Here is a 24540-nt window from a genome sequence, read left to right on the forward strand (position 1 = left end):
TATTTCGGACATAAGAACTACGGGTAAAGAGGTAACTCAATGAATTATGAAGCGGAATTTAGTAATGTCGTGCGCGCGTTTCGTAAGCGCCACATGGGCAAAGGTCCTAGCCAGGTCCGTACGACGTTTTGCAAAAACTGGGCGATCTGTGAAATGGAAGGAAATCTATCCCCAGTTGAAAAATTCATTGCCACGGCAGATGAGGGAAGGCAAATGCTGAAGTCAGCACGGACGGAAATGGTGAAGGAGATGTACCGCAAACACCCCCCTATAGAGATGGAAGAACTATTGGGCGCTAAGTTTCTGGATTTATATGTCGATATTGATATCGAAAAAGATTATGGCATTTCCATCTTCGTATTTGATCAGAATTTAGAAGAAAAATTTGGGAAAGGGAAGTAAATCCTGGCCCTGATAAATAAGAGGTTGGCACTTAACAGCGATCCTGTTGGAGACTAACCGCCATAACCTTCGTGAAACGAGGGATATGAGCGGTTTTTTTGTTTGCATAAAAATGGAGAAGGAGTGGAAGAAATGGGAAAAACGCTACATCAAGGCCCTATAAAAAAGTCTAAATTACCGTCACCTAAACATTGGGTAAGCCCTATTCCCTTTGGTCTTGGGAAAGTAAAGCCGAAACACATTCGTGACTCCGTTAAGATTTTTTGGGAAAATAAAGATAACTTAGGATATGCCGCGAACATCCTTACTAAAGGGGTTTGTGATGGCTGTGCACTAGGAGTTGCTGGACTTTATGACCAAACTTTAACCGGACCACACATTTGTACAACAAGATTAAATGTACTTCGCTTAAACACGATGCCTGCGATTAAACATGACATTCTTCATGCTGATATTGATGAACTAAGAAAATATTCAAGTACGGAACTTCGTAAATTAGGCCGCATCCCTTATCCAATGATCCGCAGAAAAGGGGAAAGGAAATTTTCTCGCATCACTTGGGATGAAGCGATGGACACGATCGCTACTAAAATGAAGCAATTGGATCCGAAACAATATGCCTTTTACTTAACATCAAGAGGGATCACAAACGAGTCCTATTACGTCGCTGGAAAGGCTGCACGATTCTTGGGAACCAATAATATTGACAATGCGTCACGCATTTGCCACTCCCCTAGTAAAACGGGTTTGAAGCGTTCAGTGGGAATCGGTGCTTCAAGTGCAAATTATCAAGATTGGATTGGAACAGATATTCTTCTATTCTGGGGCAGTGTTGCTTCTAATAGTTCGCCCGTCTCTACCAAATACATGTTGGAAGCAAAGAAAAAGGGTACCAAGATTATTGTGGTAAATCCTTATAAAGAGCCAGCTATGGATAAATATTGGATTCCTTCTAATGTGGAATCCGCTCTCTTTGGAACAAAAGTAGCTGATGACTTCTATCAGGTAAATATCGGAGGGGATATTGCCTTTATGCATGGTATTATGAAACACTGGTTCGAAATGGAAGAAAAAGAACACGGTTCAGCAATTAATCACGAATTTGTTCAAAAACATGTTAACGGATATGAGGAATTAAAAGCAAAAGTACAAGAGCAATCTTGGGATGCTATAGTAAAATCGTCTGGAATAACAAAGGAAAGAATCGTGGAGTTAGCAGAAGTATTAGCGAAAAGCAATAATGCGGTTTTCGCTTGGGCGTTAGGTTTAACTATGCACTCTTTTGCCACAGATAACGTTTCACAAGTAGCTAATCTCGCTCTTTTACGTGGTTTCTTAGGGCGTAAGCATAATGGATTGATGCCATTCCGCGGTCATTCCTCCGTTCAAGGAAGCGGGGAAATGGGAGCTGACCCATTTGTGTTGCCCGGTGGCGATTTCTACGGCGAAAATATTAAACGCATTGAAAAGCTTTGGGGCTTTGAACTGCCTAAATGGCAGGGTGACATCGTTGGGGTTACACTTGAAAATATTCTCCTGCCGAAAGAGCACGAACGCAAGATAAAGTTATATTATTTATCAGGCGGAAATTTCTTAGAAACCATGCCAGAACCTGATTTCGTGGAAAAGGCATTATCAGAATTAGAAATTCGTGTCCATCAAGACATCATCTTAAATACATCAACACTTGTGGATGCAAAAGAAGCGGTCATTGTTTTACCCGCGAAAACAAGGTATGAACAAGAAGGTGGCGGAACATCAACCTCAACAGAGAGAATGGTATATTTCTCTCCTGAAATTGAGGGAAACAAAAATATAATTGAAGAAGCACGCTCCGAATGGAAAATCTATATCGATCTGGCTAAGCGTGTAAAACCTGAAACAGCTCACTTGGTTGATTTTAAGGACGGGCAAGCCATACGTGATGAGATCGCAAAAGCAAATCCTAACTACGATGGAATTCAACACTTGAAAAAGCAAGGAGACGTCTTCCAATGGGGTGGGGCCTGGTTGTGCGAAGATGGCGTTTGTCCTACTTCCGACGGAAAAGGAAATTTAGTTCCTGTTGATATTCCGGATCTAAATAAAGCGCCTGGGGCATTTTATCTTACTTCTAGACGAGGCAAGCAGTTTAACTCCATGGTCTATAATGAAACGGACCCGTTCAACGGAGCAGAAAGATATGATGTGTTAATGAACAAAGAAGACGCAAATGATCTGAGCATTCAAGAAGGGGAAGGCATTGTGGTGTACAACCAATTTGGTGTTTTCCAAGGTAGGGCGAAATTTGTAGATATCGCGAGAGGGAACCTTGGAATATTCTTTCCTGAAGGGAATTTTCTTCTTCCGAAGGGCCGCTATGAAAAATATGCCGGTATTCCTGATTACAACATAGCTTGTCATGTTGAGAAGGCTGAACGATACGTAGCAAGAAAAGACGTGAATTATCTTGAGAAACGGGTAGAGGATTTAGAGCAAGAAGTAAGCTAAGGAAGGGATGGCATACCATGGGAGCGCCTATAGTGAATCAGCAAAAAATCATCCGTTTTTATAATGAGAATCTGCATGAAATTGAGGACGAGATTGCTGTGGAATTCCCAATGACCATTGTAGTGGATGGGGAGGAGCTGGCGACCATGGTATGCACTCCTTCCCAACTGGAGGATTTGGTCATCGGTTTTTTAGCCTCAGAAGGGCTCATTCGTTTTACAGAAGAGATTTTGTCGTTGTCTATTGATGAGAAACGAGGCTTTGCTCATGTTGAATTGAAAAATAAAAAGACAATCAGCAAGGATTTTTACTCCAAACGCTTTATCGGTTCTTGCTGCGGAAAAAGTCGCCAGTTTTATCTTCATAATGATGCAAGAACGGCAAAAACCGTCATGACTCAAACCCCAATTACAGTACAGCAGTGTTTTAACCTGATGAAGCAAATGCAGGAAAGATCCATCGATTTTCAGGCAACAGGCGGCGTGCATAATGCTGCCCTATGTACTCCAGAAGAAATGATTATTGAGCGTTCCGACATCGGGAGACATAATGCACTGGATAAGATTTATGGGTACTGCCTCCAGCACCGGATTTCCCCCAAGGATAAGGTGATTGCTTTTAGTGGGCGCATTTCTTCGGAAGTACTTTTGAAAGTCGCAAAAATTGGGGCAGGGATCATGTTGTCGAAATCAGCACCCACCACTTTGGCTTTAGAATTGGCACACGATCTAGGCATCACAACGGTAGGATTTATACGGAATTCGGCTTTAAATATTTATACCCACCCTCATCGTATTGTGGAGGCTCTTTCGGAATGAAAGAGCTTTTTTTCGAATACAGATAACTCAAATAGTACATAACGTTTATTATGTTAACTATTAGCTGTTTTGGTTTTATCAGGACGAATTCTATAATACAATGGAGGGAAGCTTGGACAAAAGGAAGGGGAATAAAAATGAACGTGATTTTTTTGGATATTGATGGGGTGATGATCACGGGTTCATATCGCAAGCTAAGTCCAGCTTACGATGGATACCAATTTCACCCTACCTGTGTTGAAAATTTAAAGGAAATTATGGCCCGGACCGGCGCCTATATCGTTGTCAGTTCTACCTGGAGAAAAGCAGGATTTACGCGCTTAAAACAAATGCTTGAAGCGAATGGAATCAAAGAAGGATTGGTGGGGCAGACTCCTATCTCAAACTATAGCACTCGCGGAGAAGAGATCTTACAATATATAGAGGAGTCTAAATTGGACCCATCACGAACTGTGGACAAATTTGTAATCCTGGATGATCATGATGACATGGGAGAGCTAAGGCCATTTCTCGTACAGACCGATTGGTTTTCCGGTTTGGACGATGAGGCCAAAAATAAGGCTATCCATATGCTTCAAGCAACTAAAAGGTTGTCCCAATAGCTGGTCCATACGGAGACTTAATGAAAAAACTCAATTTATTTTAAAAATTCAAAAAAATAATGAGCGAATAGTTGGAAAAAGTCCACTTATCATCGATAAAACGATCCAAAACGGAGTTATTATCGTGATTAGCAGGTACAATTTCCAGCTATTTCTTATGAAATGTCATAAAGTTTTATTGTAAGTGGAGATTTTCCCGTTATTCTATTGGCTGCACTCTCTCATCCAATTTCAAATTATAGGAAAGGATCTCATTTGGCGTCGAAAGCTTAAATCCATAGCTTGTCAGATCTATCGTTAGTTTGTCTCCTAACTCCCGCTGAGACAATTCGTCTATAAGAACCGTAACGCCTTCGCTGCTGTATACCACATCCCGAGGGTTTAGCTCATCCAGAGCTAAGGAAAGCCGAAGCCCTCCCCCTCATCCATGAGAAAATACTGCGGTTAGGCGCACTGCCTGATCTTTTTTTGCGACTTTTCCCTTTAGTCTTTTAAGGGCCGCCTCTCTTAGGATTACATGCATAAACTTCCTCCTTTTTGCAATGAATAGCTGATTCATGGGCAAGTTATTATCCCCTTAAGCATAATAAGGGGAAATTAAAATGTAAACCAAAACTCCGGTAAAGCTTACATAAAGCCATAGGGGCATCGTCCAGCGGGCGATTTTGCGATGCTTCTCGGCATTTCCATTTAATCCTCTTGCCGTGGTGACAAGGACCAAGGGGACGATAATAGCCGACAATACGATATGAGTCAGTAAGATAAAATAATAAAAGTATCTAAGCAGTCCGTCGCCGCCATAGGCAGTCGAAGGGGCAAAGGCATGGTAGGTTACGTAGGAAATTAAAAAAAGTGTCGTAGTGGTAAAAGCCCCAAAAATATAATTCCGATGCGCTCTGACATTTTGTTTCTTAATCGAGATGAGAGCGGACAATAAAAAGACAAACGTAAAACTATTCATGACGGCATTAAAGAAAGGCAAAAAAGTAAGGTCTACATCTTCTACCCCCTGATAGGCTGGCATGAAATATAAGATTGCTACGAGTGTATTAATGAGAATCGTAAGTAAAACGATGATCGGTGTATAATTGCGCTGCTTAACATTTTCAAATCCCATTGCTTAACTCCTTTCTAGATGAACGTCCCATCATTTTAATTGATTTAATATGGATTTTCAATGAACAGAAGATGAAAAAAACAAAGAGCCTGGATACAATCCAGACTCTTTGTCAATCGATCAATCGATTAGCGTCGGCCACATCTTAAGCAGTCCCTAACGCACTGACGGCTACCTCCAAATACAGTGCGACACACATTTCGGCAAAACCGGGCACAGCTAGTAACCCGACGTCCAACACCAGAAATTTTGTACATCCTATTCCCCCCTTTCACTATTTTCGTAATATCGTATTCAAAAATCTGCTGGCCCGTACCATTTAAGAGAAAAATCCGCGTAGTATGTAAATTCTTAACGATGAAAAGCAAAAAAAAAAGATCCTATTAAGGATCCTTTTTTTCCTATACGTCTGTTCAGGCTCCACAACCCGGTTGCAACAGACGTAGCGCATATAAGTCGGCTCAGGATTTCATTATACCATCAAATTCAATGAAACGCCACTATAATCTTAAGGTAATCTTTACCAATCAACTGTTACTAGTCTTCCAGCATTTCATTGGTTTTGGGGTTAAATAAATTAATCCAGTTATGGTCGCGGTGGATATAAACCTCAAGCCCGTTTTCGACCCCAATGTAGATCCAATCATCGCCTAGGATCTCTCGTTGATGTGCTGTTCCTGTCACCTTTCGGAACCTCCCTGCATCATTAAGCTAAGATTCATCATATAGGAAAACAAAAAGGGAAACAAGGGAGGCAAAGCTTTACCTAAGGATGATTTTTGATGAAGTCAAGTATTTTATGCAGCTCGGTTCTCGCATATTCCAGGCCAACCATAACTCCGATATTATATCTGCTTTTATCTAGTGTAAAATCTTCCTGTGTAAGTTCAAATAGTTCCTTTAACTCATCAGCAATCCTTAATAGTTCCTTCTGGATGTGTTCATCTTTCATTCGATCACCTCTTGATATAAGAACATATGTTCCTATATAATACCCTTAGAAGCCGAGAATATCAATCAATAGGCATATTCCTGGGTACCAAAAAAAGTTGGTACTTTTTATATTGCCAAAAGCCAGTAGAATAGAAGTAAGAACCTCAAAGGAAGGTTGTGGATACTGGTGTCACACAAATGGCTTCGGCGTGAAGGACCGCTGTGGGTTGAAAAACAAATTATCACTCATGAACAGTACGAAGAAATTCAAAAGCTGTATCCGGATCCCCCTCGTCGCATTTCTCAAATCCTGCCCATTTTAGCGTCTGTATTGGTGGGTTTAAGCTTGCTTACTTTTGTAGCTTCCAATTGGGAGGAAATGTCTCACTTAGCTAGACTGATTATCCTTTCCTTAACTATGGTGGGCTTCTACAGTTCAGGTTTCGCTCTTTATAGACAGGGTCACCATTGGGTCGGCCAAGGGCTGTTAAGTCTTGGTGTTGTCACTTTTGGCGCGGGTATGATTCTGGTCGGACAGATGTTTCATCTGGTGGCGTATGATGCCCGATTGTTTGTGTTTTGGAGTTTAGCTGGATTGGGGACATTGTATCTCTATCGCCATCATTTGTTTTTTCTTCTGTCTAGTGTTTTACTGGCCGCTGGTCAGATTTATGCCTTGTCCTCTTTTGGTGAGGCGAGTTGGATGCTGTTTGTTCTGACCCTTATCGGGTTAGGCAGTTTCACTTATCGGGCAAAGCATCCTTTTGTAGGGTGGGTACTTGCGTTTCTGATTGGCTTGCAAACGATCTTGATTTTTGTTGGCTTAGACGTAGCTTGGTCCTGGATTACCCTAGTTCCCCTAGGAATGTATCTTGTTGGCTTAGCTTTAGAGCACAGACCCATGTCCCAAGGGTTCCTAATAGGGGCGCCTGCCATTAGTTTTACCTTTGCTGCTCTGATGGTCTTTATTCATCAAGAGGTGTATAAAAACTCTGATTTCTTAGCTAACCCTTTAGCCTACCTAGTTTCCTTTATCATCCTGTCCCTATTAACCATCTGGAAAAGTGGGGGAAAGAAAAGCAAGTGGCTGCCATTTTTCTTGTTTGCTCCGCTGTTTCTCTTATCCCATGGGGATATCGCTTACCTGATCGCCATGTTTATGTATGCGGCCTCCTTAATTTTCTTAGGAGACCAGGAGAATGAGCCGTGGAAGTCAAAGATGGGCGTTTTCTTGTTCATGTTTAGCAGTTTTGTCGGGTATATTCAGTTAGCATGGGACTTCCTAGATAAATCACTATTTTTCCTTATCGGCGGACTGATGCTGTTTGCCATCCATTGGGCGCTGCGGAAACGAAGCCGTTGGACGGCCAAAGGGGGAGAGTAGCGATGTTGAAAAAATTTATTATATTCGTGTTTCTGCAGGTATTTGTTTTGACTTTTATGGCAGGTTCGCATTACGCAGTCCAATGGTATGGTGAAGATGTAAGATTGAAGACGGCTCCTGTCGATCCGAGAGATCTTTTCTATGGCGATTATGTCATACTCAATTATGAGATTAGTGAAATCGACATTTCAAAATTTAAAGGGAATCAACAACCTGAAGCAGGGGATACCCTTTATATTCTTGTTAAAAAGGAAGGAGACTATTACGAAATCGTTTCCGCCCACCCGGATAGGCCTACACCCGCAACCGACGAACAAGTACTACAAGGGAAGGTGGACTATGTAATACGTGACTGGGATCCACAGCAGGGTGAAACTGATCAGATTCTTACGGTTCGTGTCATTTACGGTTTCGAAAGATATTATGTACCGGAAGGAACAGGAAAGGAACTGGAAGATAAACGCGGGCAATTTGACGTTATCGTAAAGGTGTCTCCATGGGGACAGCAGCTCTCGGATATCAAATTTATCGCCAATGGCGTCATTACCCAGTGGGAAGCACAGGAGTATGTATCGGAACATTATAGAGAAAATCCGAAAGGAATTCATATCCTTCGCTCGCAATTGACAGGCCAATACCAAAATCAAGAACGTCCCGTATGGCTGGTTGATATAGTATTGTATCCGGATAAGGCCAATGAAAAAGAATCAGATTCCTACGTTGTCGTTGTAGATGCCTTAACAGGGGAAATTCTGGAAGAGAGAAAGAAATAAAACGATGAACGGGCACGGACGTGTCTGTTCATCGTTTTTTTTGTTTCTGCTAAAACCTTTGACCTGTACCTAACCGATAGATAAAACTAAGGATGGCGGTGATTCCTGCTGCTGTTAAGGGGCCTACGGGAATTCCTCCCAAAAAAACAATGCCAAATATACAGCCAATGACCAAACCGACTAAAAATTCCGGTTGGGTTTGCAGGATCTTTAACCCATAGCGATTTAAATAGACAGCGAGGGCTCCTCCTATAAAGGCGAACCAGCCATACGAGGTCAAAAATAAAGGATAGATTTCTGACATGTTGATTTTACCATTAGCAAAAGGAACCAAGATGACTAATGTCAAAAACAAGATCCCTAACTCTAATCCTCTTCTTTCTACTGCAGGAAAAAAACGCTCTAATGAGCATAGCTTCATCACAAGCAAGCTGCTGGCAGCAATGGCAATGATACTAGACTTAGAAAACAGCCCAGTAATAATCAATAAGACAAGCAATAGTTCTCCGTTCATATATCCCCTTTATATTAAAGAAGTCTATTACTAAATCTTATGAGAGGATGGACAAATTATCATCATGAATTATAAGAAAAGGCTGCACAGCTTTGTGCAGCCTTAACCTACGACCATACTTCTAGCCTTATATTGGAGCAATTCCTTCCATGCAGCGGATCCGCGATCGAGCAGATCCTTGTGATGAATCAATGATCCGTCTTTCATGAAATCTCCCGTCTGTCTTAAGGTGTATCCATTCTCTAGACCGATTTCAAGCGCATCCCTATAGGTCCGGGCAGCAGATTGGGCTTGTTGTTCCGTTGGGAATGTTTGCAATGCGATTCCGCAATTAACGTAGCTGCTATTGGGAAAAAGAAGGACGCGGAAGTCCCGATCGGAAATTTTTTCCCATGTAATCCTGTAAAAATCATCATGAGTATGAAGAGCATTAGACATGTTTTATTCCCCCCGAACATGTTTTTTAATTGCATTAACGCGGTTATGTAGTAAAGTTATTATTTAAATAGTAATAAAATTCCTTCATTATTTCTAATAGGAGTTTCCTATAACCTTTATAGTTTCAACCTATAGCTAAGGGTTTCAGGTTTCAGAACAATTAAAATAGGGGCTGGTGATCAGCCCCTATCATCTATGTGTAAATTTTCTCTTCATTCCGTACTAAATATCGAATGGCCCATGACCAAACTAGAAGATCAGCGCGTTCATCTGAAGACTGAGCTTTCAAAATGAATTGCGGCAAGGTACAGCCGTAACGATTCTCTAAATTAATCACCGTATTTCGATTAAGCCTTGCAGATTCCTCACGTCGGGCCTCTTCATATTCTTCATCATCGAAGTATTCGACTTCATAATACTCTTCTTCGTGGTTCATTCGTTTCCCCCCAATCAGGAGATTTTTATATATTTCAAATTTAATTTTATTTTACACCACCGGGACTGACAATGCAAGTATGGACTTAATTTGTCCCTATCAGATTATACCAAATCAGCGCCTATGTCACGAAAATATTGCGTGTTCATGGAACAGACCATCCGGAATTGGCAGAGCTTCACGAGTTGTTCCACAAGCTGAAGCAAGAACTAGAGGTGCATACGACGAAGGAAGAGCAGAAGGTATTTCCCGCTATTCTTCAATATGAACAAGCTCCAACACCGGATAGCTTAGCCCAGCTGCACAAGGAACTTCTTGAATTGGAAGGCGAGCATGAAGGGGCAGGGGATATTCTTTTTCGAATGCGTGAGATTACGAATGACTACACACCTCAGAAGGCGCATGCATGACATATCATCTTGCATTTAAAAAGCTGGAAGAATTGGAAGCCGATACCTTTAAGCATGTACACTTGGAAAATTATATATTATTCCCGCGCGTGCTAAACAATTGAAGAATATTGCCTCAAAGAGAGTGTCCTTAGTGGCTCTCTCTTTTTCAATATGTTAGGATTTGGAGCATACAGAACATAATTCTTATATAAAGAAAGGATACATGCAATGGTACGATTTGGTGTTGTTGGAACCAACTGGATAAGCGATCGTTTCATACAGGCAGCAAAAGATCATAAGAGTTTTTCTTTGACCGCTGTTTATTCTCGTACAGAAGAACGTGCGAGAGCGTTTGCCGATAGATACAAAGTAACGGACATTTTTACTAATTTGGAGGAAATGGCCCAGTCCTCCAGCCTTGATGCGGTGTACATTGCCAGCCCTAATTCATTTCATGCCTCACAAGCTGTCACCTTCATGAAGCACGGCAAGCATGTATTGTGTGAGAAGCCGATAGCTTCCAATACAAGGGAATTACATCATATGATACAGACAGCCCGGCAAAACCAAGTTTTATTAATGGAAGCCTTGAAGTCGAGCTTTCTTCCTGGCTTCATCGCCATTCGTGAAAATTTACATAAGATCGGAAAAATTCGCCGCACTTTTGCTAGCTATTGCCAATATTCATCCCGGTATGATGCTTTTAAAGAGGGGCAAATCCTCAATGCCTTTAAACCCGAGTTTTCAAATGGCTCCTTAATGGACATTGGGATTTACTGTATCTATCCGATGGTTGTATTGTTCGGAAAGCCTGTACATATTCAGGCAAACGCCGTCATGCTCAGTTCAGGAGTAGACGGTTCGGGGAGTCTTATGATGAATTACGGAGTAATGGAGGCGATCGCAATGTATTCCAAAATCTCCGACTCTTACTTGCCTGCCGAGATTCAAGGTGAGGAGGGATGCATGATTATAGATAAAATCAATCAACCAGAAAAGGTGGAAATTCGTTATCGGGATGGTCGAATAGAGGATCTGACACAGCCCATGGATCATCGTGATATGTACTATGAGGTAAAGGAATTTATAGAGCTATTGGAGGGCGGTCAGCTGGAATCGAAAACAAACTCACACGAGAACTCACTGACCGCTATGGCCATTTTGGAAGAAGCACGCAAGCAAATCGGGCTCGTGTTTCCTGCAGACCTTCAGGAATCCATTTAACGTCAAACCTACTGGGTGGGGTATGGGGAAAAGCCCTCTGGACTGGTTATTGCTGATGGAAAAATTCTTCAAAGTGCCATAGGAGGAAGATACAGATGACTTGAAAGTACTTACGAAGGCCCCCAGTGATGATGAGAGGGGACGCTGGTTGCCAAACGCTAGGCTAGTATATTGAAATGATTCTTTCACCCTTCCTGGATTATATAAAAAGCAGAGTCAACCCAAAGTAGGTTTGACTCTGCTTTTACTTTTATTTTGCAAATACATGATTGCCTATGGTAGCCGTAACCGTCTGGCTTCTGACCCACTGGTTATTCGTCTTTTGGGGATTGTAAAATACGACAGATCCACTAGTAGGATCACTTCCCTTCAAGGCAGCATTTACGGCCTCTATGGTTTCTTTTCCGGGTATAACCGTATGAATTCTCTGGTCCTTTACAGGAGAAAATTGATAGTGGTCTACGCCACGGTTTCTAGTCACTTGAAAGATAACTTCCTTGATCGAACCCGGATAGTCCGGACTATCTACCCGATTCAAGACAGCGGAAGCAACAGCGACTTTTCCTTCATAGCTTTCTCCTCCTGCTTCAGCCTCTGTCAATTGATAGAGCCAGTAGATTTCCTCGTTACGCTTGGCCTGCGCATCGTCGGCAAGCTTTGTGTCTATATTCACGGTAGAGCTTAAGGCATCATACGACACCTCCATCCCCAGATTTTCGGCTGCATACCGCAGCGGGATAAAGCTGGTTTTCCCTTCACTCTCCCTTAGTGCCAAATGGATATCCTGCTTATTTAATATGTACGAATTCTTTTGTGCATTCCAACCTACGGAAACTCCAATCCGTTGGAAGAAAGCAGGGGGGACCATCACTCTCCCCTCAGAATTCAGAGAAGCCGTTTGGATAGGTTGTCCATCAACTAGGATAGGCGTATCTTTTTCACTGGCCAAAGAGTTAGTAGCAGTAAACATCAGTGAACACAAGAGGGTTAGACTAAGTATTCTCTTTAACATTGTAGGGTGCTCCTTTCGGTTGCTCTAATTATGTACGCCCTTACAGTATAAAGATGATTTGTGACCAAACTATGACCCTTCTAAGATTTATTTATGAGCGAATATGTTCTTATCTGGATCACAGCCTGGTCATAAAAAGAACATATTTTCCATATATAATGTCGAATAGTGGAAGGAAAACATGAATGAAGGAGAATATTATGTTCAATTGGCTCGACCACAAACTTGGTATCGACTTGGGTACATCAAATACATTGATCTATCAAAAAGGAAAAGGAATCGTCCTTCAGGAGCCGTCAGTCCTGGCGATTCGAAAGGATACAGGAGCAGTTGAAGCAGTCGGGAAAGAAGCGAAGGCAATGATTGGTCGTACCCCTGAGAACCTAGAGATTATTCAACCCATTGAAGACGGCGTGATTGCAAATTTTGATATGACGACAGTCATGCTTCAACACTTGCTTGGGAAAATATCGAATGGCTATAGATGGCTTAAACGATCCCATGTGGCCATTTCAGTTCCTTCAGATATTACGGATGTAAAAAGAAGAGCGGTTCAAGATGCAGTTCAGCAAGCGGGAGCGAGCAAAACTTTGATCATAGAAGAACCTCTTGCTGCAGCAATGGGAGCTGAACTGCCTGTTAACCAGCCATGCGGGCATCTTGTCGTGAACATCGGCGGATCGACCATTCAAGCTGCCATTATATCCCTCGGAGGGATTGTGATCAGCCACACGATTAGAAAAGGCGGAATGACGGTTGACCGAGCCATTATGGAAATGATAAAGAAAAAGCATAACTTGGCCGTAGGGCTTCCTACAGCGGAAGAATTGAAAAAAGATCTGGGCCTGGCGGTCATGACGGAAAAAGAAGAACAGGTGGAAGTGAAGGGTCGAAATCTTGTAAATGGTCTTCCGAGATCGATCGCTTTTACTAGCCTTGATCTTCATCCTTTGTTTAATGACTTCATTTTTTCAATCACCGAAGCCATCCGGTTAACTATCGAGAAATGTCCTCCGGAGCTTGCTGGCGACGTGATAGAGCGCGGAATTGTCCTTTGCGGAGGCGGTGCCTTGATTGGAGGGCTGGAACAACGTCTGCAAAAGGATTTAAGTATTCCAGTCCGCATAGCTGAACAAGCCGAGCGATGCGTGGTCTTGGGTACGGGAAAAATTCTCGATGCAGAGCCAGCAAAAAAGCTATTCGGTCATAGTCATAAGATCTTTAAAGGAAAGGAAGGGGGGGAAAGCATTGCGAACATGGGAGAGAATGTTGGATAAAATGCGGGAACGACTGAATGCTGCGGATAGCCAGCCCTTGCCTCCGATAGAGGAAAAAGACATGGAAAAGATTCAGGAGTTGGCTGATATCAAGAAAATACCAATATCCAAAGCGCTCCATGAAGCTATTAAGTTATATTGTGAACAGCATAGCAACTACGGGAATCACGTCAAAATCAGCGAGGAAAGGAAAGAAAGAAACCCTCTTCTTCGTTTGGAGGGCTTGTGCAGGGGGGATCATTCGTGATAGTAAAGGAACAGGCAACACGAGAAGAGAAATCGGTTTTTCTTGATCGATCTGCCTTAGCGGCTTTTATGGATTCTACACATCCTTTACATCAGAAGGCGGTTCACTTCTTCTTTGGATTGGATGATTTACAGCAACCGCTCATTACACTTAATCTTACGATATATGAAATGCATGAATGGCTTCGGAACCAAGTGGGGTTTCAGCAAGCTCATTTTTTTCTGAACGTAATCAAGAGAGCGGAGCAAGCTAAGGTACTAACCATCATCCCCATTGATGATGCCATTGAACAGGAAGCGCTGAATCTCATGCTCGAGCACCCGGAATATGAGTTTACCTATCTCGAGGCATGTACATTCACTGTAATACATGAACTGGGGGTTTATCGCATTTTCTCTTTAGACCCCAATGTCAAACGAATAGCGCAGGCTTGGCCTGAAGTGCAAATCGTTCCTACATAATTTTACTTTCCCTGTCTCCTAATTGACCGCAGCTGCTATTAGGAGACACCTTCTTTTCCGAAAACATGAAACTTCTTGCGAACTTGACTTATTATATATCAAATGAAAAATAGTGTATAATCTGGTTAAGGTACACCTCAGAAAGAAACAGGAGGAGAAGTTATGTCAAAGTCCATCCCTTCAGATATTGAGATTTCCTCGACAGCCAAAATGAAACCGATTTCAGAGATGGCTCGCGAACTAAGATTACAGGAAAATGAATGGGATCCCTACGGGAAGTATAAAGCCAAGCTCGACCTCGAACTTCTCCATCGCCTTAAGGATCAGCGAGATGGGCATTTGATCCTTGTAACCGCGATAAACCCGACAGCCGCTGGAGAAGGGAAAACGACCGTTACGGTTGGGTTAGGTCAAGCCCTCCGTCAGATTGGTAAAAATTCAGTTATTGCTTTAAGGGAACCATCATTAGGACCGGTTTTTGGCATGAAGGGAGGAGCTGCGGGGGGCGGCTATTCCCAGGTGGTTCCTATGGAAGATATTAACCTGCATTTTACGGGCGATTTCCATGCGATTACCTCCGCTCATAATCTGTTGGCTGCTCTTATCGATAACCATATCCAACAAGGCAATGCTCTTGGAATAGACCCGCGACGCATCCTTTGGAAAAGAGTACTGGACATGAACGACCGGTCGCTGCGTGAAATTGTTATTGGACTAGGCGGAAAAGCGAACGGTGTCCCTCGGGAGGATGGGTTTGACATCACGGTGGCATCGGAAATTATGGCCATCTTATGTCTTGTAGAAAGTATTGCAGAATTAAAAGAAGCGATCTCCCGGATGCTAATCGCCTACACCTACGACCAAAAACCCATATATGTCAAAGATCTGAAAGCTGAGGGAGCCCTTGCAGTACTGTTAAAAGAAGCCATAAAGCCTAATCTGGTACAGACATTGGAAAACACCCCGGCCCTATTGCATGGAGGACCCTTTGCCAATATTGCACATGGCTGCAACAGCTTACTTGCTACCAAGATGGCATTAAAATTGGGAGATTTTGCTGTGACTGAGGCAGGGTTCGGTGCAGATCTTGGAGCCGAAAAATTTCTTCATATCAAAGCTCGAAAAGGGAATTTGAGACCATCCGTTGTTGTGATCGTAGCAACGATCCGGGCCCTTAAATTACACGGCGGAACGGCGAAAGACCAATTAAGCGCTGAAAACCTGGAGACGCTAGCTGCAGGATTTCAAAACCTAGTCAAGCATATAGAAACCATTCAGCGGTTTGGATTGCCGTTTATCGTGGCAATAAATGAATTCCCGATGGATACTGAGCATGAAGTGGAGAAGCTTCTTCAGCTTTGCGCTCAAGCAAAGTTTCCTGTCAGCCTGACTCGAGTCTGGCAACAAGGCGGCTCAGGGGGTACGGATTTAGCGAAAAAAGTAGTAGAAATTGCGGAAACTCAAAATTCGGACTCATTTCATTTCCTTTACCAGCCCACAGAGACCATCGAAGAAAAAGTGACATCCATCGCTAGGCATGTGTATGGTGCCGATGGCGTAATCTTCAGTGAGAAAGCCAAAGGCCAAATCAAAGAGTTCAAGCTGCACGGCTGGAGCGAGCTCCCGATTTGCATGGCTAAAACCCAGTACTCTTTATCAGATGACCCGAAACGGGTGGGCAGACCATTAGGTTTCCAGATCATGGTACGTGAGTTTAAAGCCGCCCTTGGCGCAGGTTTTCTTGTGGCTCTTACAGGCACCATATTGACAATGCCAGGATTGCCAAAACAGCCTGCGGCATTGCAGATGGATATTGATGTAGACGGTAAGGTTAAAGGATTGTTCTGAAGAAAGCAAAACAAGGAAACGGCAAGCCTTAGATGAGGAGCTCTGCCGTTTTTTCTCTTTAACAGGAAGTGTATTAGCCTATGACCATGCTGTTGATCTAGAGGACATCTATGTAAAGGATCCACGAAGTGAAGAAAAACAGGAGCCTCCCCACCAACCAACCGGAATCAGTTCTTTTATTAAAAAATTATTTAGTTAGGCGAGTTATAGAATGTGCGACTGATGGATAAGCCAGCTGTTATGAGGATCCATTTCTGGAAATACTAAAAAAGCAATTTGAAATCAGGCAACACAGGGATGAAAATGCAGTGTATAATAGCGTTGGAGGGGGGAAATCATGCTTACGTTCAGAAAAATTCTATCTACAATCGGGATCGGTTCCGCCAAAGTCCATACCGTCATTTTGCAAAGAATGATTAAACCTGGACAAACCTTGAAAGGGGAAGTTCATCTGTATGGCGGAGGAGTGGAACAAGAAATCCATGGCGTAGATGTAGAAGTGATTTTCGAATACTATAAAGATGAGGAAGACTCCGAGAATCATTATATCGAGTATGTACTGGGACGAGCTCAAATTCAGGGACTGGACTCCATTAAGGCAAACGAGGAAAAGATCTTTCCATTCGAGATTGAAATCCCTTTGCACTCACCTTTGACGAATGCGAACCAAGAGATCTCACTTCGAACTTCGGTCCATATTCCATTTGCTCCAGATCCGCAAGAGATCCAGCCAATCTCTATTCTGGATCGTGTAGTTGAAACCTGCTTCTACCTTTTCGCAAAAAATGGATACCTTTTGGCTGTGGGCAGCGGGATGTCCCGATACCAAGCACCTGGGTCTGAAAATATACCCTTCGAACAATCTTTCATACTCCATAAATGGGTAGGAAATGAATTTTTGGAGTGGAAATTCCATTTTTCCTTTGAAGAAGACGTTATTATACTTAAGATCCAAGATCAAACCCCATTTTGCTTCTCGAGAACAGATGAAAATGAAAGAAAAAAGCAATTTCAGATCCTGGAGCAATGGATACAGGCAGCAACCTAAGGGAGCTGCCTGTTTCTCTTTTATGCACCTAAAAAGCATGAGTATATAAAAGTGAGAATATGAATAAAGTGGTGCGAACTTTAGATCTGACCATGGAAGGGGAATGAATTTGTCTGAGCAGAATCAACAGTTTCCGTCCGGGCTGGAGAAAGGCATACATATCGATTTTAAGGGGAATTTGACCTACGGGGGGTATCTTCACCTTGATCAGCTGTTAACTAGTCAGCATAGGCTTTCGGATCACCATGATGAAATGTTGTTCATTATTATACACCAAAGCTCCGAATTATGGATGAAACTTATCCTCCATGAGATCCACAAAGCGATATCCTGTGTTCGCACCAATCAATTGGATCAATCTTTTAAGATGCTTTCCAGAGTTTCTAGGATTCAGCAGCAATTAATTCAATCTTGGGATGTTCTGTCTACACTCACTCCATCGGAATATATGCAGTTCCGGAACAAATTGGGATACTCATCTGGATTTCAGTCTTATCAGAACAGGCTGATAGAGTTCTCTCTGGGCCATAAGAATAAGCACCTGTTGGAGGTATTCCGTCACCAGGCCGAGGTCTATTCGCTGCTGCAAAAGGCCATCCGACAACCTAGTCTTTACGACGTGGCCATCCAAGCTCTTGCAGTAAGGGGGTTGGCAATTGACCAGGAGTGCTTGGATCGGGATTGGTCCCTAGATTACAAGGCTAACGCTAGCGTCGAAGCCGCATGGCTTGAAGTCTACCGGGATATAGAACTGTATTGGGATCTTTATGAGCTTGCAGAAAAGCTTTTAGATATAGAGGATCGTCAGCAGCAATGGCGTTATAACCATATGAAGACTGTAGAACGCATTATCGGTTATAAACAAGGAACAGGGGGATCCTCAGGTGTCCATTACTTAAAGCAAAGGCTTGAGCACCGCTTTTTCCCTGAGCTGTGGAGCCTTCGCACATTATTGTAAAGTTTCGCCAACAGCTGCTTCACTGGGCTGTTTTTTCTTCTCAAAAATTGGCTCTTCATAAAAATTTTGTGATAGAATGATTGAGGAGCATGAGGAAATTTGACAAAGAAGGTAGAGTGGATCTATGAATAAGCTAGTACAGCAATTGAATGAAACTATCCAAGCAGAAAACCCTGTTGTGTATGACATGCTTTCAGCTTTAGGAAAAGCCATTTACTTTCCAAAAGAAGGCATTCTAAGCCAATCCGCTGAAGCCAAAGCAAAAGCCAAGAAGTATAATGCAACGATCGGGATAGCAATAGAAGACAAGCAGCCGATGCATTTGAAATTAATCCAGGAAACGTTATCCGCCTATAATCCGAAAGATCTCTATGAATACGCGCCACCAGCTGGCAAACCCGAGCTGCGTTCCGCATGGAAGAAGAAAATTCTAGATAATAATCCTACCCTTGAAGGAAAGAAAATAGGAAATCCGATTGTTACAAACGCCCTTACTCATGGATTGAGCGTGGTGGCTGATTTATTCGTCGAGACTGGCGACGTCGTCATTATTCCGGATAAGAATTGGGAAAACTATGAGCTTACATTTGGCATTCGCCGGGGGGCTACTCTTGCTTATTATCCCTTATACAATGAGCAGCGAAAATTTAACTCCGAAGGTTTAAAGGAAGCCATTTTGGCTCAAAAGGATAAAGGAAAAGCCATCGTTCTCCTCAATTTCCCAAATAACCCAACCGGGTATACCCCAGGTGCCGAGGAAGGCCAAGAAATTGTCTCTGCTTTATTAGCTGGCGCTGAAGCTGGAATTAATATTGTCACGGTGACGGATGATGCCTACTATGGTTTGTTTTTTGAGGATTCCATGCGAGAGTCTTTATTTAGCCAGTTGGCTAATCTGCATCCAAGGATCTTACCGATCAAAGTGGACGGTGCCACAAAAGAAGAATATGTTTGGGGATTCCGGGTTGGTTTTGTTACCTATGCTTCGGAGAGCGAGGCTCTTTTAGCTGCCCTTGAACAAAAAACTATGGGAATCATCCGCGCCGCAATCTCAAGCGGTCCTCACCCATCTCAAACGTTTGTTCTGCATGCGCTTCAGCATCCTGATTATGAACAGCAAAAACAGGATAAATATGAAATCATGAAAAGCCGCGCAAATCGGGTGAAGCAAGTTCTGGAAAATGAAAAATACGCTGAGGCTTGGGATTACTATCCATTTAACTCAGGTTATTTCATGTGCCTAGAGCTAAAGACGGTCCCGGCCGAGAAAGTACGCGTCCATTTGCTTGAAAAATATGGGGTTGGAGCCATTGCGCTAGGAGATACCGATCTGCGCGTTGCTTTTTCCTGCGTCGAAGAAGAAAACATTGAAGAGATCTTTGAACTTATTTTCCAAAGCGTTAAAGATTTAGAAGCCTAGAATTAAATTTATATTTTCGTGGCATATTACCCTTGATGCATAATCGTATCAAGGGGTGATTTTTAATGAAATCAAAGCGATTTGCCCTTTTTTCCCTGGTTTGGGCGTTAGTCTGTCTCCTATCAGTTAATGCTTCGGGTCTTGCAGCAGGCTCAATGGATGCTCCATTCCATTTTGGCTTCAAAAAAAGCAAGAACGGTCAATTGGCATCGATTGATCAGGAAGGCTTTAAGGGCATAGTTGAGAAATATGGAGCTATATTTCTAGGCGATACGGGAAAAAAAGAGCTTTATCTAACATTTGATAACGGGTACGAAAACGGTTATACCTCAAAAATTCTGGATGTCCTTAAAGAAAAACAGGTACCAGCCATATTTTTCGTCACAGGACATTATATTAAGGATCAACCTGACCTCCTCAAGAGAATGGTTAATGAAGGACATTTAATCGGAAATCATTCTTGGAGCCATCCCGATATGAGCCGCATTTCGCCGGAAAAAATGAAGACAGAATTAAATAGGGTCCGGGACGAAGTGAAGGAGCTCACTGGACAACCAGAAATGAAATACCTGCGTACGCCAAGAGGAATTTTTAGCGAGAGAACTTTAGCGGTGAGCAAGGACTTAGGATTCACTAACGTTTTTTGGTCTGTGGCCTATAAGGATTGGGATACTAAGATTCACATGGGTTCCCGCTATGCATACGATAAGGTTATGTCTCAGCTTCATCCCGGTGCAGTGATTTTGTTGCATTCAGTCTCCAAAGATAACGCGGAGGCACTGGGACAAATAATAGACGATGCAAGGAAACAAGGCTATGAATTTAAAAGTTTGGACCAAATGACGATCAAGCATTATTAACCCGGTAAGTTGGAGCATACATTTCGGCTCCAGCTTATTTTTTTGGGATTTGTCTAGTAATAGGTCTATATTTAAGAAATATAGACAAACGCTTTATTCCGCCGGGTAATTCTTTGAATAGAGTAATAGGAGAGCTCCTTGAATGACTATTGAAAGAAAGGATAAGTGGCGGATGAGGATTGCATTGGTTGCCCCGGAAACGCGTCCTGTTCCTCCGATTAAAGGAGGTGCCGTTCAACTCTATATTGACGAGGTTGTCCGGAGGATAGCTAAGCAGCATCGTGTGACGTTATTTACACCTAAGGCTAGGAAAAAACATAATCCTTATAAGAAGAAAAATATCAAGGTTTATCAGGTAGGAAAGAAAAAATATCTATCTAGGGTTGCGAAAAAAATTCGCAATTCTCACTTCGACATTATTCACACCTTCAACCGTCCTCACTTCATTCCCAAGCTGCATCGTGCAGCCCCAAGCTCCAAACATATCGTAAACCTTCATAATCTCATAAAGGTAAAAAAGGGGACACGTTTAGGCATAAAGAAAACCGATTTTTTCATTGCCAATAGTCATTTTACTCGCAAAAATTCATTACGGCGCTTTTCTATCAAATCCAGTAGAATCAAAACGGTGCACCTGGGCGTTGAACCTCATAAATTTATCCAGAAATGGAAGGCTTCCTCTAAAGTCCAGCGACTTCGAAAAAAATGGCGTGTAGAGGGCAAAAGCGTCGTTCTGTTTGTTGGAAAAATCAATAGAGAAAAGGGAATTGAAAGTTTAATCGAGGCGGGAAAGATTCTAAGAAAGCATCATAAGAATCTCGTGATTTTGGTAGTTGGCGGGACTGATCATGGCATCAAATCCAAAAGCTCCTTTTTTAAAAGAATTGAACGGATAGGGAAAAAAAAGCTTGGTGCGGACGGGATACGATTTACGGGTTTCCTGTCCCCGCGCATGGTGGCTGAATGCTATGCTATTGCCGATGTTTTTGTGTGCCCCTCGCTCTGGCAGGAACCATTTGGAAGAGTGAATATCGAAGCCATGGCCGCTGGGCTGCCCGTCGTGGCAGCAAATAAAGGGGGAATTCCGGAATCAATTCGACACGGGAAGACCGGTTATCTGGTAAACCCGAGAAATTCCAAGAAGATGGCAAAGTATATCAACCGCTTGCTTAAGAATGCTTCCCGCCGCAAGAAAATGGGAATGGCCGGTTATCGTCTCGTAGTAAAGAAATTTTCGTGGAATTCGGTCGTAAAGAAAATAGATCGGATTTACAAAACCCTGAACTAGGAGAGTGATAGGCTCATGGTGAAGCGAAAAAAAGTCGTTGCTTTTGTAAAAACGACTTATCTGAACCCGACAGAGACGTTCATCTACGAACGAATCAAAAATATTAAAAGGTTTAAGGGATACTTTCTGGCTGATAAGATCAAGAACCGCAAATCCTTCCCTTATCGAAAAATTTACAAGCTGCGAAAGATAAAGAATGTCCCCCGATTCCTGAAAGCGAAAAGAACCTCGCTCATTCAAGCTTTTTTTGGTCCCTCTGCTATACGAATTCTTCCTTACAAGAAAAAGACTTCCATTCCGCTGATCAGTTCTTTTCATGGCAAGGATGTATCCGCGCGGTTGCGTGATAAAAGCTACAAGCGAAAGCTTAGATCCGTATTTAGACATAGCGCTAGAGTGCTCGTTGTATCCAGAGAGATGAAAAGAAAGCTGGTTCGCCTGAAATGTCCAAAACGAAAGATCCGTGTGATCAAAACAGGCATTGATTTGCGCAAGTTTCCTTTTAAGCTGCGAAAGCCGCCGGCTAACAATAGGGTGATTTTCTTAAGCATCGGACGATTAGTTCCTAAAAAAGGAATGGATATTCTAATTGAAGCCTTTGCAAGAGTCCATCGAAAATACCCAAAAACTCGCCTTGTTATTGTTGGAGAGGGAAGGATGCGATCTAAGCTCAAAAAAAGGATCCGAAAAGAAGGATTGAGTAGTTCTGTAAAGCTTAAAGGGAAATTGTCCCATAAAGGGGTTCGGAAAGAACTTCGGAAAGCGCATGTTTTTGTTTTAGCTAGCCGAACAGCAAAAGACGGAGACAAGGAAGGAATTCCTAACTCTTTGGTAGAGGCGATGGCATCCGGCTTGCCTGCAATTTCCACTACCCATGCGGGGATTCCTGAGGTGCTTAAGAATGGGAAAACAGGGTATCTCGCGAAGCAAGGCAGTGTGCGAAGTCTCACGCAGCAAATGCTTAAAATGATCAAGCAGAAGAAAAGATGGAAGAAGCTATCCCGGGCAGCCAGAAAATTGGTTGAAAGAGAACACAATATCAAAAAACAAGTAAAAAAACTGGAGCGAATCTACACTCGCGTGGCAAAGTGAAGCCATCCCCTCTTGTTATCTTCAAGGGGGGAATGTTTTTAGCCCTTTCCAACAGAAAATCATTTATAATTACATACAAATGAGGATAGGAGTTTTATAGATTTATGGAAATCGTATTAATGGCCGTCTGGATTCTTGGGGGGGTTATCTGGTTCACTGATGGGAAACGAACATCAACGAAATGGGCAAGCGCAACCGCTTTTGTAGGAGGTATGGGTTTTTTCGCTGGTGTAATTGACGAGGTGTGGATCCCGCATCTCATTCAAATCCATAGTTATAGCCCGGCTCTGGAACAATTTCTCGATCCGCTTGGAAACATTTCATCTTTTATTTGCCAGGTAGGGCTGCCCTATTGTTATTTAATGTTTGCTGTCTATTCCTGGCCCCATCGGCCTTCCTTATGGAAAAAGCGAGCTGCATTCACCGCACTGACACCTTTATTGATGACTTGGTATATTACTCCCATTTTGCCTGAGCTGCAGTTTCATTATCGCTGGATGGTTCTCTGGGTCGTTTCGTATATTTTGTATGGTTCGTATTTGCTTATAAAACTGTTTCTGCATGAACGGGATCCGATAATGAAGAGAAGTCACTTTATTACCATTGTCCTTTGTGTCGTTCCGCTCCTGATTGTGATGGTGACAATTTACATTCTGCGAACAATGAATCTCTACGATGTATGGAAATATAATATCTGGATTATTGCTGCACAATTTATTTTATTCCTCATTTTTTCTCTTAAATATGGAGTGCTGGGAGTGAAGATCAGGGTGGAGCGGCATCGATTGGACACTACGCTGCGAGCGCTGACCTCCGGAGCAGATATCCTGAATCATTCCATCAAAAATGAGGTAGGAAAAATTCAGTTGTTTGCCCATCGTTTGGAAAGCTATGCGGAAGCCTCAAAAAAGGAAGCCTTGCAAAAGGATGTGCAGGTTATTCTGCACTCCACGGATCATCTGCTGCACATGGTTCAGCGCATTCAATCCAGAATGAAAGATATTATCCTGCAAGAAGAACCCTGTGAGGTTTTGGATATCGTATTCCGGGTATTAGAGGAAGTCACCCCCTTACTTTTATCCAAGGATATCCGGGTAGTTAAACCAGAAAACAATCAGTTGAGAATGATGTGTGATGCTGTCCATTTACACGAAGTGCTAACCAATCTGTTAATCAATGCGATCGAGGCCCTGCAAGAAAATGGGGTCATCACGATAGACTTCTACCGCAGCAAGAAATATCTCGTTTTCTCCATAGAAGATAATGGATCGGGAATATCCAAAGAAAATCTTCCGTATATTTTAGATCCATTCTTCTCGACTAAAAAGAACAGCTCTACTAATTTTGGTTTGGGATTGTCCTATTGCTACAACGTCATGAGAAAACATGGGGGGCTTTTAGAGGTTCATAGTGAAAAAGATCAAGGAACGACCGTATTTCTTTATTTTCCGAAAGAAAAAATATTGTCTTCATAAAGCAGGAAAGGAAGTGCTGGTTTGCATCAAA

The 24540-nt window shown here is 42.6% G+C and carries 27 protein-coding genes; 19 read left to right on the forward strand and 8 right to left on the reverse strand.

What is annotated here, in order from left to right:
• Positions 1 to 39: 39 nt before the first annotated feature.
• The 4 genes from ABLT31_RS07070 (at position 40) to ABLT31_RS07085 (ending at position 4312) form a co-directional block, all read left to right on the forward strand.
• Positions 40 to 402 carry a Na-translocating system protein MpsC family protein gene (locus ABLT31_RS07070; protein WP_367750088.1) on the forward strand — a complete coding sequence of 121 codons (363 nt, stop codon included), beginning with the start codon at positions 40 to 42 and terminating at the stop codon, positions 400 to 402.
• A 132-nt stretch (positions 403 to 534) separates the two neighbouring features.
• Entirely contained in the window at positions 535 to 2892 is a 2358-nt protein-coding gene (locus ABLT31_RS07075) for an FdhF/YdeP family oxidoreductase (RefSeq protein WP_367750090.1), read from the forward strand.
• A 17-nt stretch (positions 2893 to 2909) separates the two neighbouring features.
• Positions 2910 to 3710 (forward strand): formate dehydrogenase accessory sulfurtransferase FdhD, encoded by an 801-nt coding sequence (fdhD, locus tag ABLT31_RS07080; protein ID WP_367750092.1) that lies wholly within the window; start codon positions 2910 to 2912, stop codon positions 3708 to 3710.
• Positions 3711 to 3847: 137 nt separating this feature from the next.
• The gene (locus tag ABLT31_RS07085; RefSeq protein WP_367750094.1) at positions 3848 to 4312 is read left to right on the forward strand and encodes an HAD domain-containing protein; all 465 of its coding nucleotides are present in this window, start codon (positions 3848 to 3850) and stop codon (positions 4310 to 4312) included.
• A 199-nt stretch (positions 4313 to 4511) separates the two neighbouring features.
• Here ABLT31_RS07085 and ABLT31_RS07090 read toward each other — a convergent pair whose 3' ends face one another.
• From ABLT31_RS07090 to ABLT31_RS07105, 4 genes are all read right to left on the reverse strand, one after another.
• A complete protein-coding gene (locus ABLT31_RS07090) occupies positions 4512 to 4706 on the reverse strand; it encodes an iron-sulfur cluster biosynthesis family protein (RefSeq protein WP_367750251.1) in 195 nt (64 codons plus the stop codon).
• A 183-nt stretch (positions 4707 to 4889) separates the two neighbouring features.
• Entirely contained in the window at positions 4890 to 5429 is a 540-nt protein-coding gene (locus ABLT31_RS07095; RefSeq protein WP_367750096.1) for a DUF420 domain-containing protein, read from the reverse strand.
• Positions 5430 to 5966: 537 nt separating this feature from the next.
• Positions 5967 to 6113: a hypothetical protein gene (locus ABLT31_RS07100; protein ID WP_367750098.1), complete on the reverse strand. Its 147-nt coding sequence runs from the start codon at positions 6111 to 6113 to the stop codon at positions 5967 to 5969.
• An 82-nt stretch (positions 6114 to 6195) separates the two neighbouring features.
• On the reverse strand, positions 6196 to 6381 hold the full coding sequence (locus tag ABLT31_RS07105) for a hypothetical protein (RefSeq protein ID WP_367750100.1): 186 nt from the start codon (positions 6379 to 6381) through the stop codon (positions 6196 to 6198).
• Between the two features lie 168 nt (positions 6382 to 6549).
• On the opposite strand from ABLT31_RS07105, the gene ABLT31_RS07110 reads away from it, so the two are divergent.
• Together ABLT31_RS07110 and ABLT31_RS07115 are read left to right on the forward strand one after the other, a co-directional pair.
• Entirely contained in the window at positions 6550 to 7746 is a 1197-nt protein-coding gene (locus ABLT31_RS07110) for a DUF2157 domain-containing protein (protein ID WP_367750102.1), read from the forward strand.
• 2 nt (positions 7747 to 7748) lie between these two features.
• Positions 7749 to 8519, forward strand: a complete 771-nt coding sequence (locus ABLT31_RS07115) for a GDYXXLXY domain-containing protein (protein ID WP_367750104.1) — start codon at positions 7749 to 7751, stop codon at positions 8517 to 8519.
• Between the two features lie 49 nt (positions 8520 to 8568).
• Here the strand turns inward: ABLT31_RS07115 and ABLT31_RS07120 are convergent, their stop codons facing one another.
• From ABLT31_RS07120 to ABLT31_RS07130, 3 genes are all read right to left on the reverse strand, one after another.
• On the reverse strand, positions 8569 to 9033 hold the full coding sequence (locus tag ABLT31_RS07120; protein ID WP_367750106.1) for a DUF441 domain-containing protein: 465 nt from the start codon (positions 9031 to 9033) through the stop codon (positions 8569 to 8571).
• Positions 9034 to 9135: 102 nt separating this feature from the next.
• Positions 9136 to 9471 (reverse strand): hypothetical protein, encoded by a 336-nt coding sequence (locus tag ABLT31_RS07125; RefSeq protein ID WP_367750108.1) that lies wholly within the window; start codon positions 9469 to 9471, stop codon positions 9136 to 9138.
• Positions 9472 to 9664: 193 nt separating this feature from the next.
• Entirely contained in the window at positions 9665 to 9907 is a 243-nt protein-coding gene (locus tag ABLT31_RS07130; protein ID WP_367750110.1) for a hypothetical protein, read from the reverse strand.
• Positions 9908 to 10020: 113 nt separating this feature from the next.
• Between ABLT31_RS07130 and ABLT31_RS07135 the strand changes: the two genes are divergently transcribed.
• Together ABLT31_RS07135 and ABLT31_RS07140 are read left to right on the forward strand one after the other, a co-directional pair.
• Complete coding sequence (locus tag ABLT31_RS07135; RefSeq protein WP_367750253.1) at positions 10021 to 10317, forward strand: hemerythrin domain-containing protein; 297 nt, start codon at positions 10021 to 10023, stop codon at positions 10315 to 10317.
• A 210-nt stretch (positions 10318 to 10527) separates the two neighbouring features.
• Positions 10528 to 11523 carry a Gfo/Idh/MocA family protein gene (locus tag ABLT31_RS07140; RefSeq protein ID WP_367750112.1) on the forward strand — a complete coding sequence of 332 codons (996 nt, stop codon included), beginning with the start codon at positions 10528 to 10530 and terminating at the stop codon, positions 11521 to 11523.
• A 250-nt stretch (positions 11524 to 11773) separates the two neighbouring features.
• On the opposite strand, the gene ABLT31_RS07145 is transcribed toward ABLT31_RS07140, so the two are convergent.
• Positions 11774 to 12535, reverse strand: coding sequence for a cell wall hydrolase (locus tag ABLT31_RS07145; protein WP_367750114.1), 762 nt, complete (start codon positions 12533 to 12535; stop codon positions 11774 to 11776).
• A 185-nt stretch (positions 12536 to 12720) separates the two neighbouring features.
• On the opposite strand from ABLT31_RS07145, the gene mreB reads away from it, so the two are divergent.
• From mreB to ABLT31_RS07200, 11 genes are all read left to right on the forward strand, one after another.
• Complete coding sequence (gene mreB, locus ABLT31_RS07150; protein WP_367750116.1) at positions 12721 to 13812, forward strand: rod shape-determining protein; 1092 nt, start codon at positions 12721 to 12723, stop codon at positions 13810 to 13812.
• A complete protein-coding gene (locus ABLT31_RS07155) occupies positions 13784 to 14059 on the forward strand; it encodes a hypothetical protein (protein ID WP_367750118.1) in 276 nt (91 codons plus the stop codon). Before mreB ends, ABLT31_RS07155 begins: the two co-directional genes overlap by 29 nt.
• The gene (locus ABLT31_RS07160; RefSeq protein WP_367750120.1) at positions 14056 to 14520 is read left to right on the forward strand and encodes a type II toxin-antitoxin system VapC family toxin; all 465 of its coding nucleotides are present in this window, start codon (positions 14056 to 14058) and stop codon (positions 14518 to 14520) included. The genes ABLT31_RS07155 and ABLT31_RS07160 overlap by 4 nt, the downstream gene beginning before the upstream one ends.
• 162 nt (positions 14521 to 14682) lie before the next feature.
• Positions 14683 to 16368: a formate--tetrahydrofolate ligase gene (locus ABLT31_RS07165; protein ID WP_367750122.1), complete on the forward strand. Its 1686-nt coding sequence runs from the start codon at positions 14683 to 14685 to the stop codon at positions 16366 to 16368.
• 337 nt (positions 16369 to 16705) lie between these two features.
• The gene (locus tag ABLT31_RS07170) at positions 16706 to 17416 is read left to right on the forward strand and encodes a sporulation protein (protein ID WP_367750124.1); all 711 of its coding nucleotides are present in this window, start codon (positions 16706 to 16708) and stop codon (positions 17414 to 17416) included.
• Between the two features lie 103 nt (positions 17417 to 17519).
• A complete protein-coding gene (gene kynA, locus ABLT31_RS07175) occupies positions 17520 to 18374 on the forward strand; it encodes a tryptophan 2,3-dioxygenase (protein ID WP_367750126.1) in 855 nt (284 codons plus the stop codon).
• A 124-nt stretch (positions 18375 to 18498) separates the two neighbouring features.
• On the forward strand, positions 18499 to 19794 hold the full coding sequence (locus ABLT31_RS07180; protein ID WP_367750128.1) for an aminotransferase class I/II-fold pyridoxal phosphate-dependent enzyme: 1296 nt from the start codon (positions 18499 to 18501) through the stop codon (positions 19792 to 19794).
• 155 nt (positions 19795 to 19949) lie between these two features.
• Positions 19950 to 20654 (forward strand): delta-lactam-biosynthetic de-N-acetylase, encoded by a 705-nt coding sequence (pdaA, locus tag ABLT31_RS07185; protein ID WP_462976474.1) that lies wholly within the window; start codon positions 19950 to 19952, stop codon positions 20652 to 20654.
• Positions 20655 to 20796: 142 nt separating this feature from the next.
• Positions 20797 to 21942, forward strand: a complete 1146-nt coding sequence (locus ABLT31_RS07190; RefSeq protein ID WP_367750132.1) for a glycosyltransferase family 4 protein — start codon at positions 20797 to 20799, stop codon at positions 21940 to 21942.
• Positions 21943 to 21957: 15 nt separating this feature from the next.
• Positions 21958 to 23034 (forward strand): glycosyltransferase, encoded by a 1077-nt coding sequence (locus ABLT31_RS07195; protein WP_367750134.1) that lies wholly within the window; start codon positions 21958 to 21960, stop codon positions 23032 to 23034.
• 104 nt (positions 23035 to 23138) lie between these two features.
• Positions 23139 to 24509, forward strand: a complete 1371-nt coding sequence (locus ABLT31_RS07200) for a sensor histidine kinase (protein WP_367750136.1) — start codon at positions 23139 to 23141, stop codon at positions 24507 to 24509.
• Positions 24510 to 24540 lie beyond the last annotated feature (31 nt).

This window comes from Ammoniphilus soli, from assembly GCF_040813775.1.

Bases quoted from the DNA above. Each gene is read 5' to 3' on its own strand.
- ABLT31_RS07070 (WP_367750088.1), top strand. From the start codon at position 40: ATGAATTATGAAGCGGAATTTAGTAATGTCGTGCGCGCGTTTCGTAAG.
- ABLT31_RS07075 (WP_367750090.1), top strand. From the start codon at position 535: ATGGGAAAAACGCTACATCAAGGCCCTATAAAAAAGTCTAAATTACCG.
- fdhD (WP_367750092.1), top strand. From the start codon at position 2,910: ATGGGAGCGCCTATAGTGAATCAGCAAAAAATCATCCGTTTTTATAAT.
- ABLT31_RS07085 (WP_367750094.1), top strand. From the start codon at position 3,848: ATGAACGTGATTTTTTTGGATATTGATGGGGTGATGATCACGGGTTCA.
- ABLT31_RS07095 (WP_367750096.1), bottom strand. From the start codon at position 5,429: ATGGGATTTGAAAATGTTAAGCAGCGCAATTATACACCGATCATCGTT.
- ABLT31_RS07105 (WP_367750100.1), bottom strand. From the start codon at position 6,381: ATGAAAGATGAACACATCCAGAAGGAACTATTAAGGATTGCTGATGAG.
- ABLT31_RS07115 (WP_367750104.1), top strand. From the start codon at position 7,749: ATGTTGAAAAAATTTATTATATTCGTGTTTCTGCAGGTATTTGTTTTG.
- ABLT31_RS07120 (WP_367750106.1), bottom strand. From the start codon at position 9,033: ATGAACGGAGAACTATTGCTTGTCTTATTGATTATTACTGGGCTGTTT.
- ABLT31_RS07125 (WP_367750108.1), bottom strand. From the start codon at position 9,471: ATGTCTAATGCTCTTCATACTCATGATGATTTTTACAGGATTACATGG.
- ABLT31_RS07130 (WP_367750110.1), bottom strand. From the start codon at position 9,907: ATGAACCACGAAGAAGAGTATTATGAAGTCGAATACTTCGATGATGAA.
- ABLT31_RS07140 (WP_367750112.1), top strand. From the start codon at position 10,528: ATGGTACGATTTGGTGTTGTTGGAACCAACTGGATAAGCGATCGTTTC.
- ABLT31_RS07145 (WP_367750114.1), bottom strand. From the start codon at position 12,535: ATGTTAAAGAGAATACTTAGTCTAACCCTCTTGTGTTCACTGATGTTT.
- mreB (WP_367750116.1), top strand. From the start codon at position 12,721: ATGAAGGAGAATATTATGTTCAATTGGCTCGACCACAAACTTGGTATC.
- ABLT31_RS07165 (WP_367750122.1), top strand. From the start codon at position 14,683: ATGTCAAAGTCCATCCCTTCAGATATTGAGATTTCCTCGACAGCCAAA.
- ABLT31_RS07170 (WP_367750124.1), top strand. From the start codon at position 16,706: ATGCTTACGTTCAGAAAAATTCTATCTACAATCGGGATCGGTTCCGCC.
- kynA (WP_367750126.1), top strand. From the start codon at position 17,520: ATGAATTTGTCTGAGCAGAATCAACAGTTTCCGTCCGGGCTGGAGAAA.
- ABLT31_RS07180 (WP_367750128.1), top strand. From the start codon at position 18,499: ATGAATAAGCTAGTACAGCAATTGAATGAAACTATCCAAGCAGAAAAC.
- pdaA (WP_462976474.1), top strand. From the start codon at position 19,950: ATGGATGCTCCATTCCATTTTGGCTTCAAAAAAAGCAAGAACGGTCAA.
- ABLT31_RS07190 (WP_367750132.1), top strand. From the start codon at position 20,797: ATGACTATTGAAAGAAAGGATAAGTGGCGGATGAGGATTGCATTGGTT.
- ABLT31_RS07195 (WP_367750134.1), top strand. From the start codon at position 21,958: ATGGTGAAGCGAAAAAAAGTCGTTGCTTTTGTAAAAACGACTTATCTG.
- ABLT31_RS07200 (WP_367750136.1), top strand. From the start codon at position 23,139: ATGGAAATCGTATTAATGGCCGTCTGGATTCTTGGGGGGGTTATCTGG.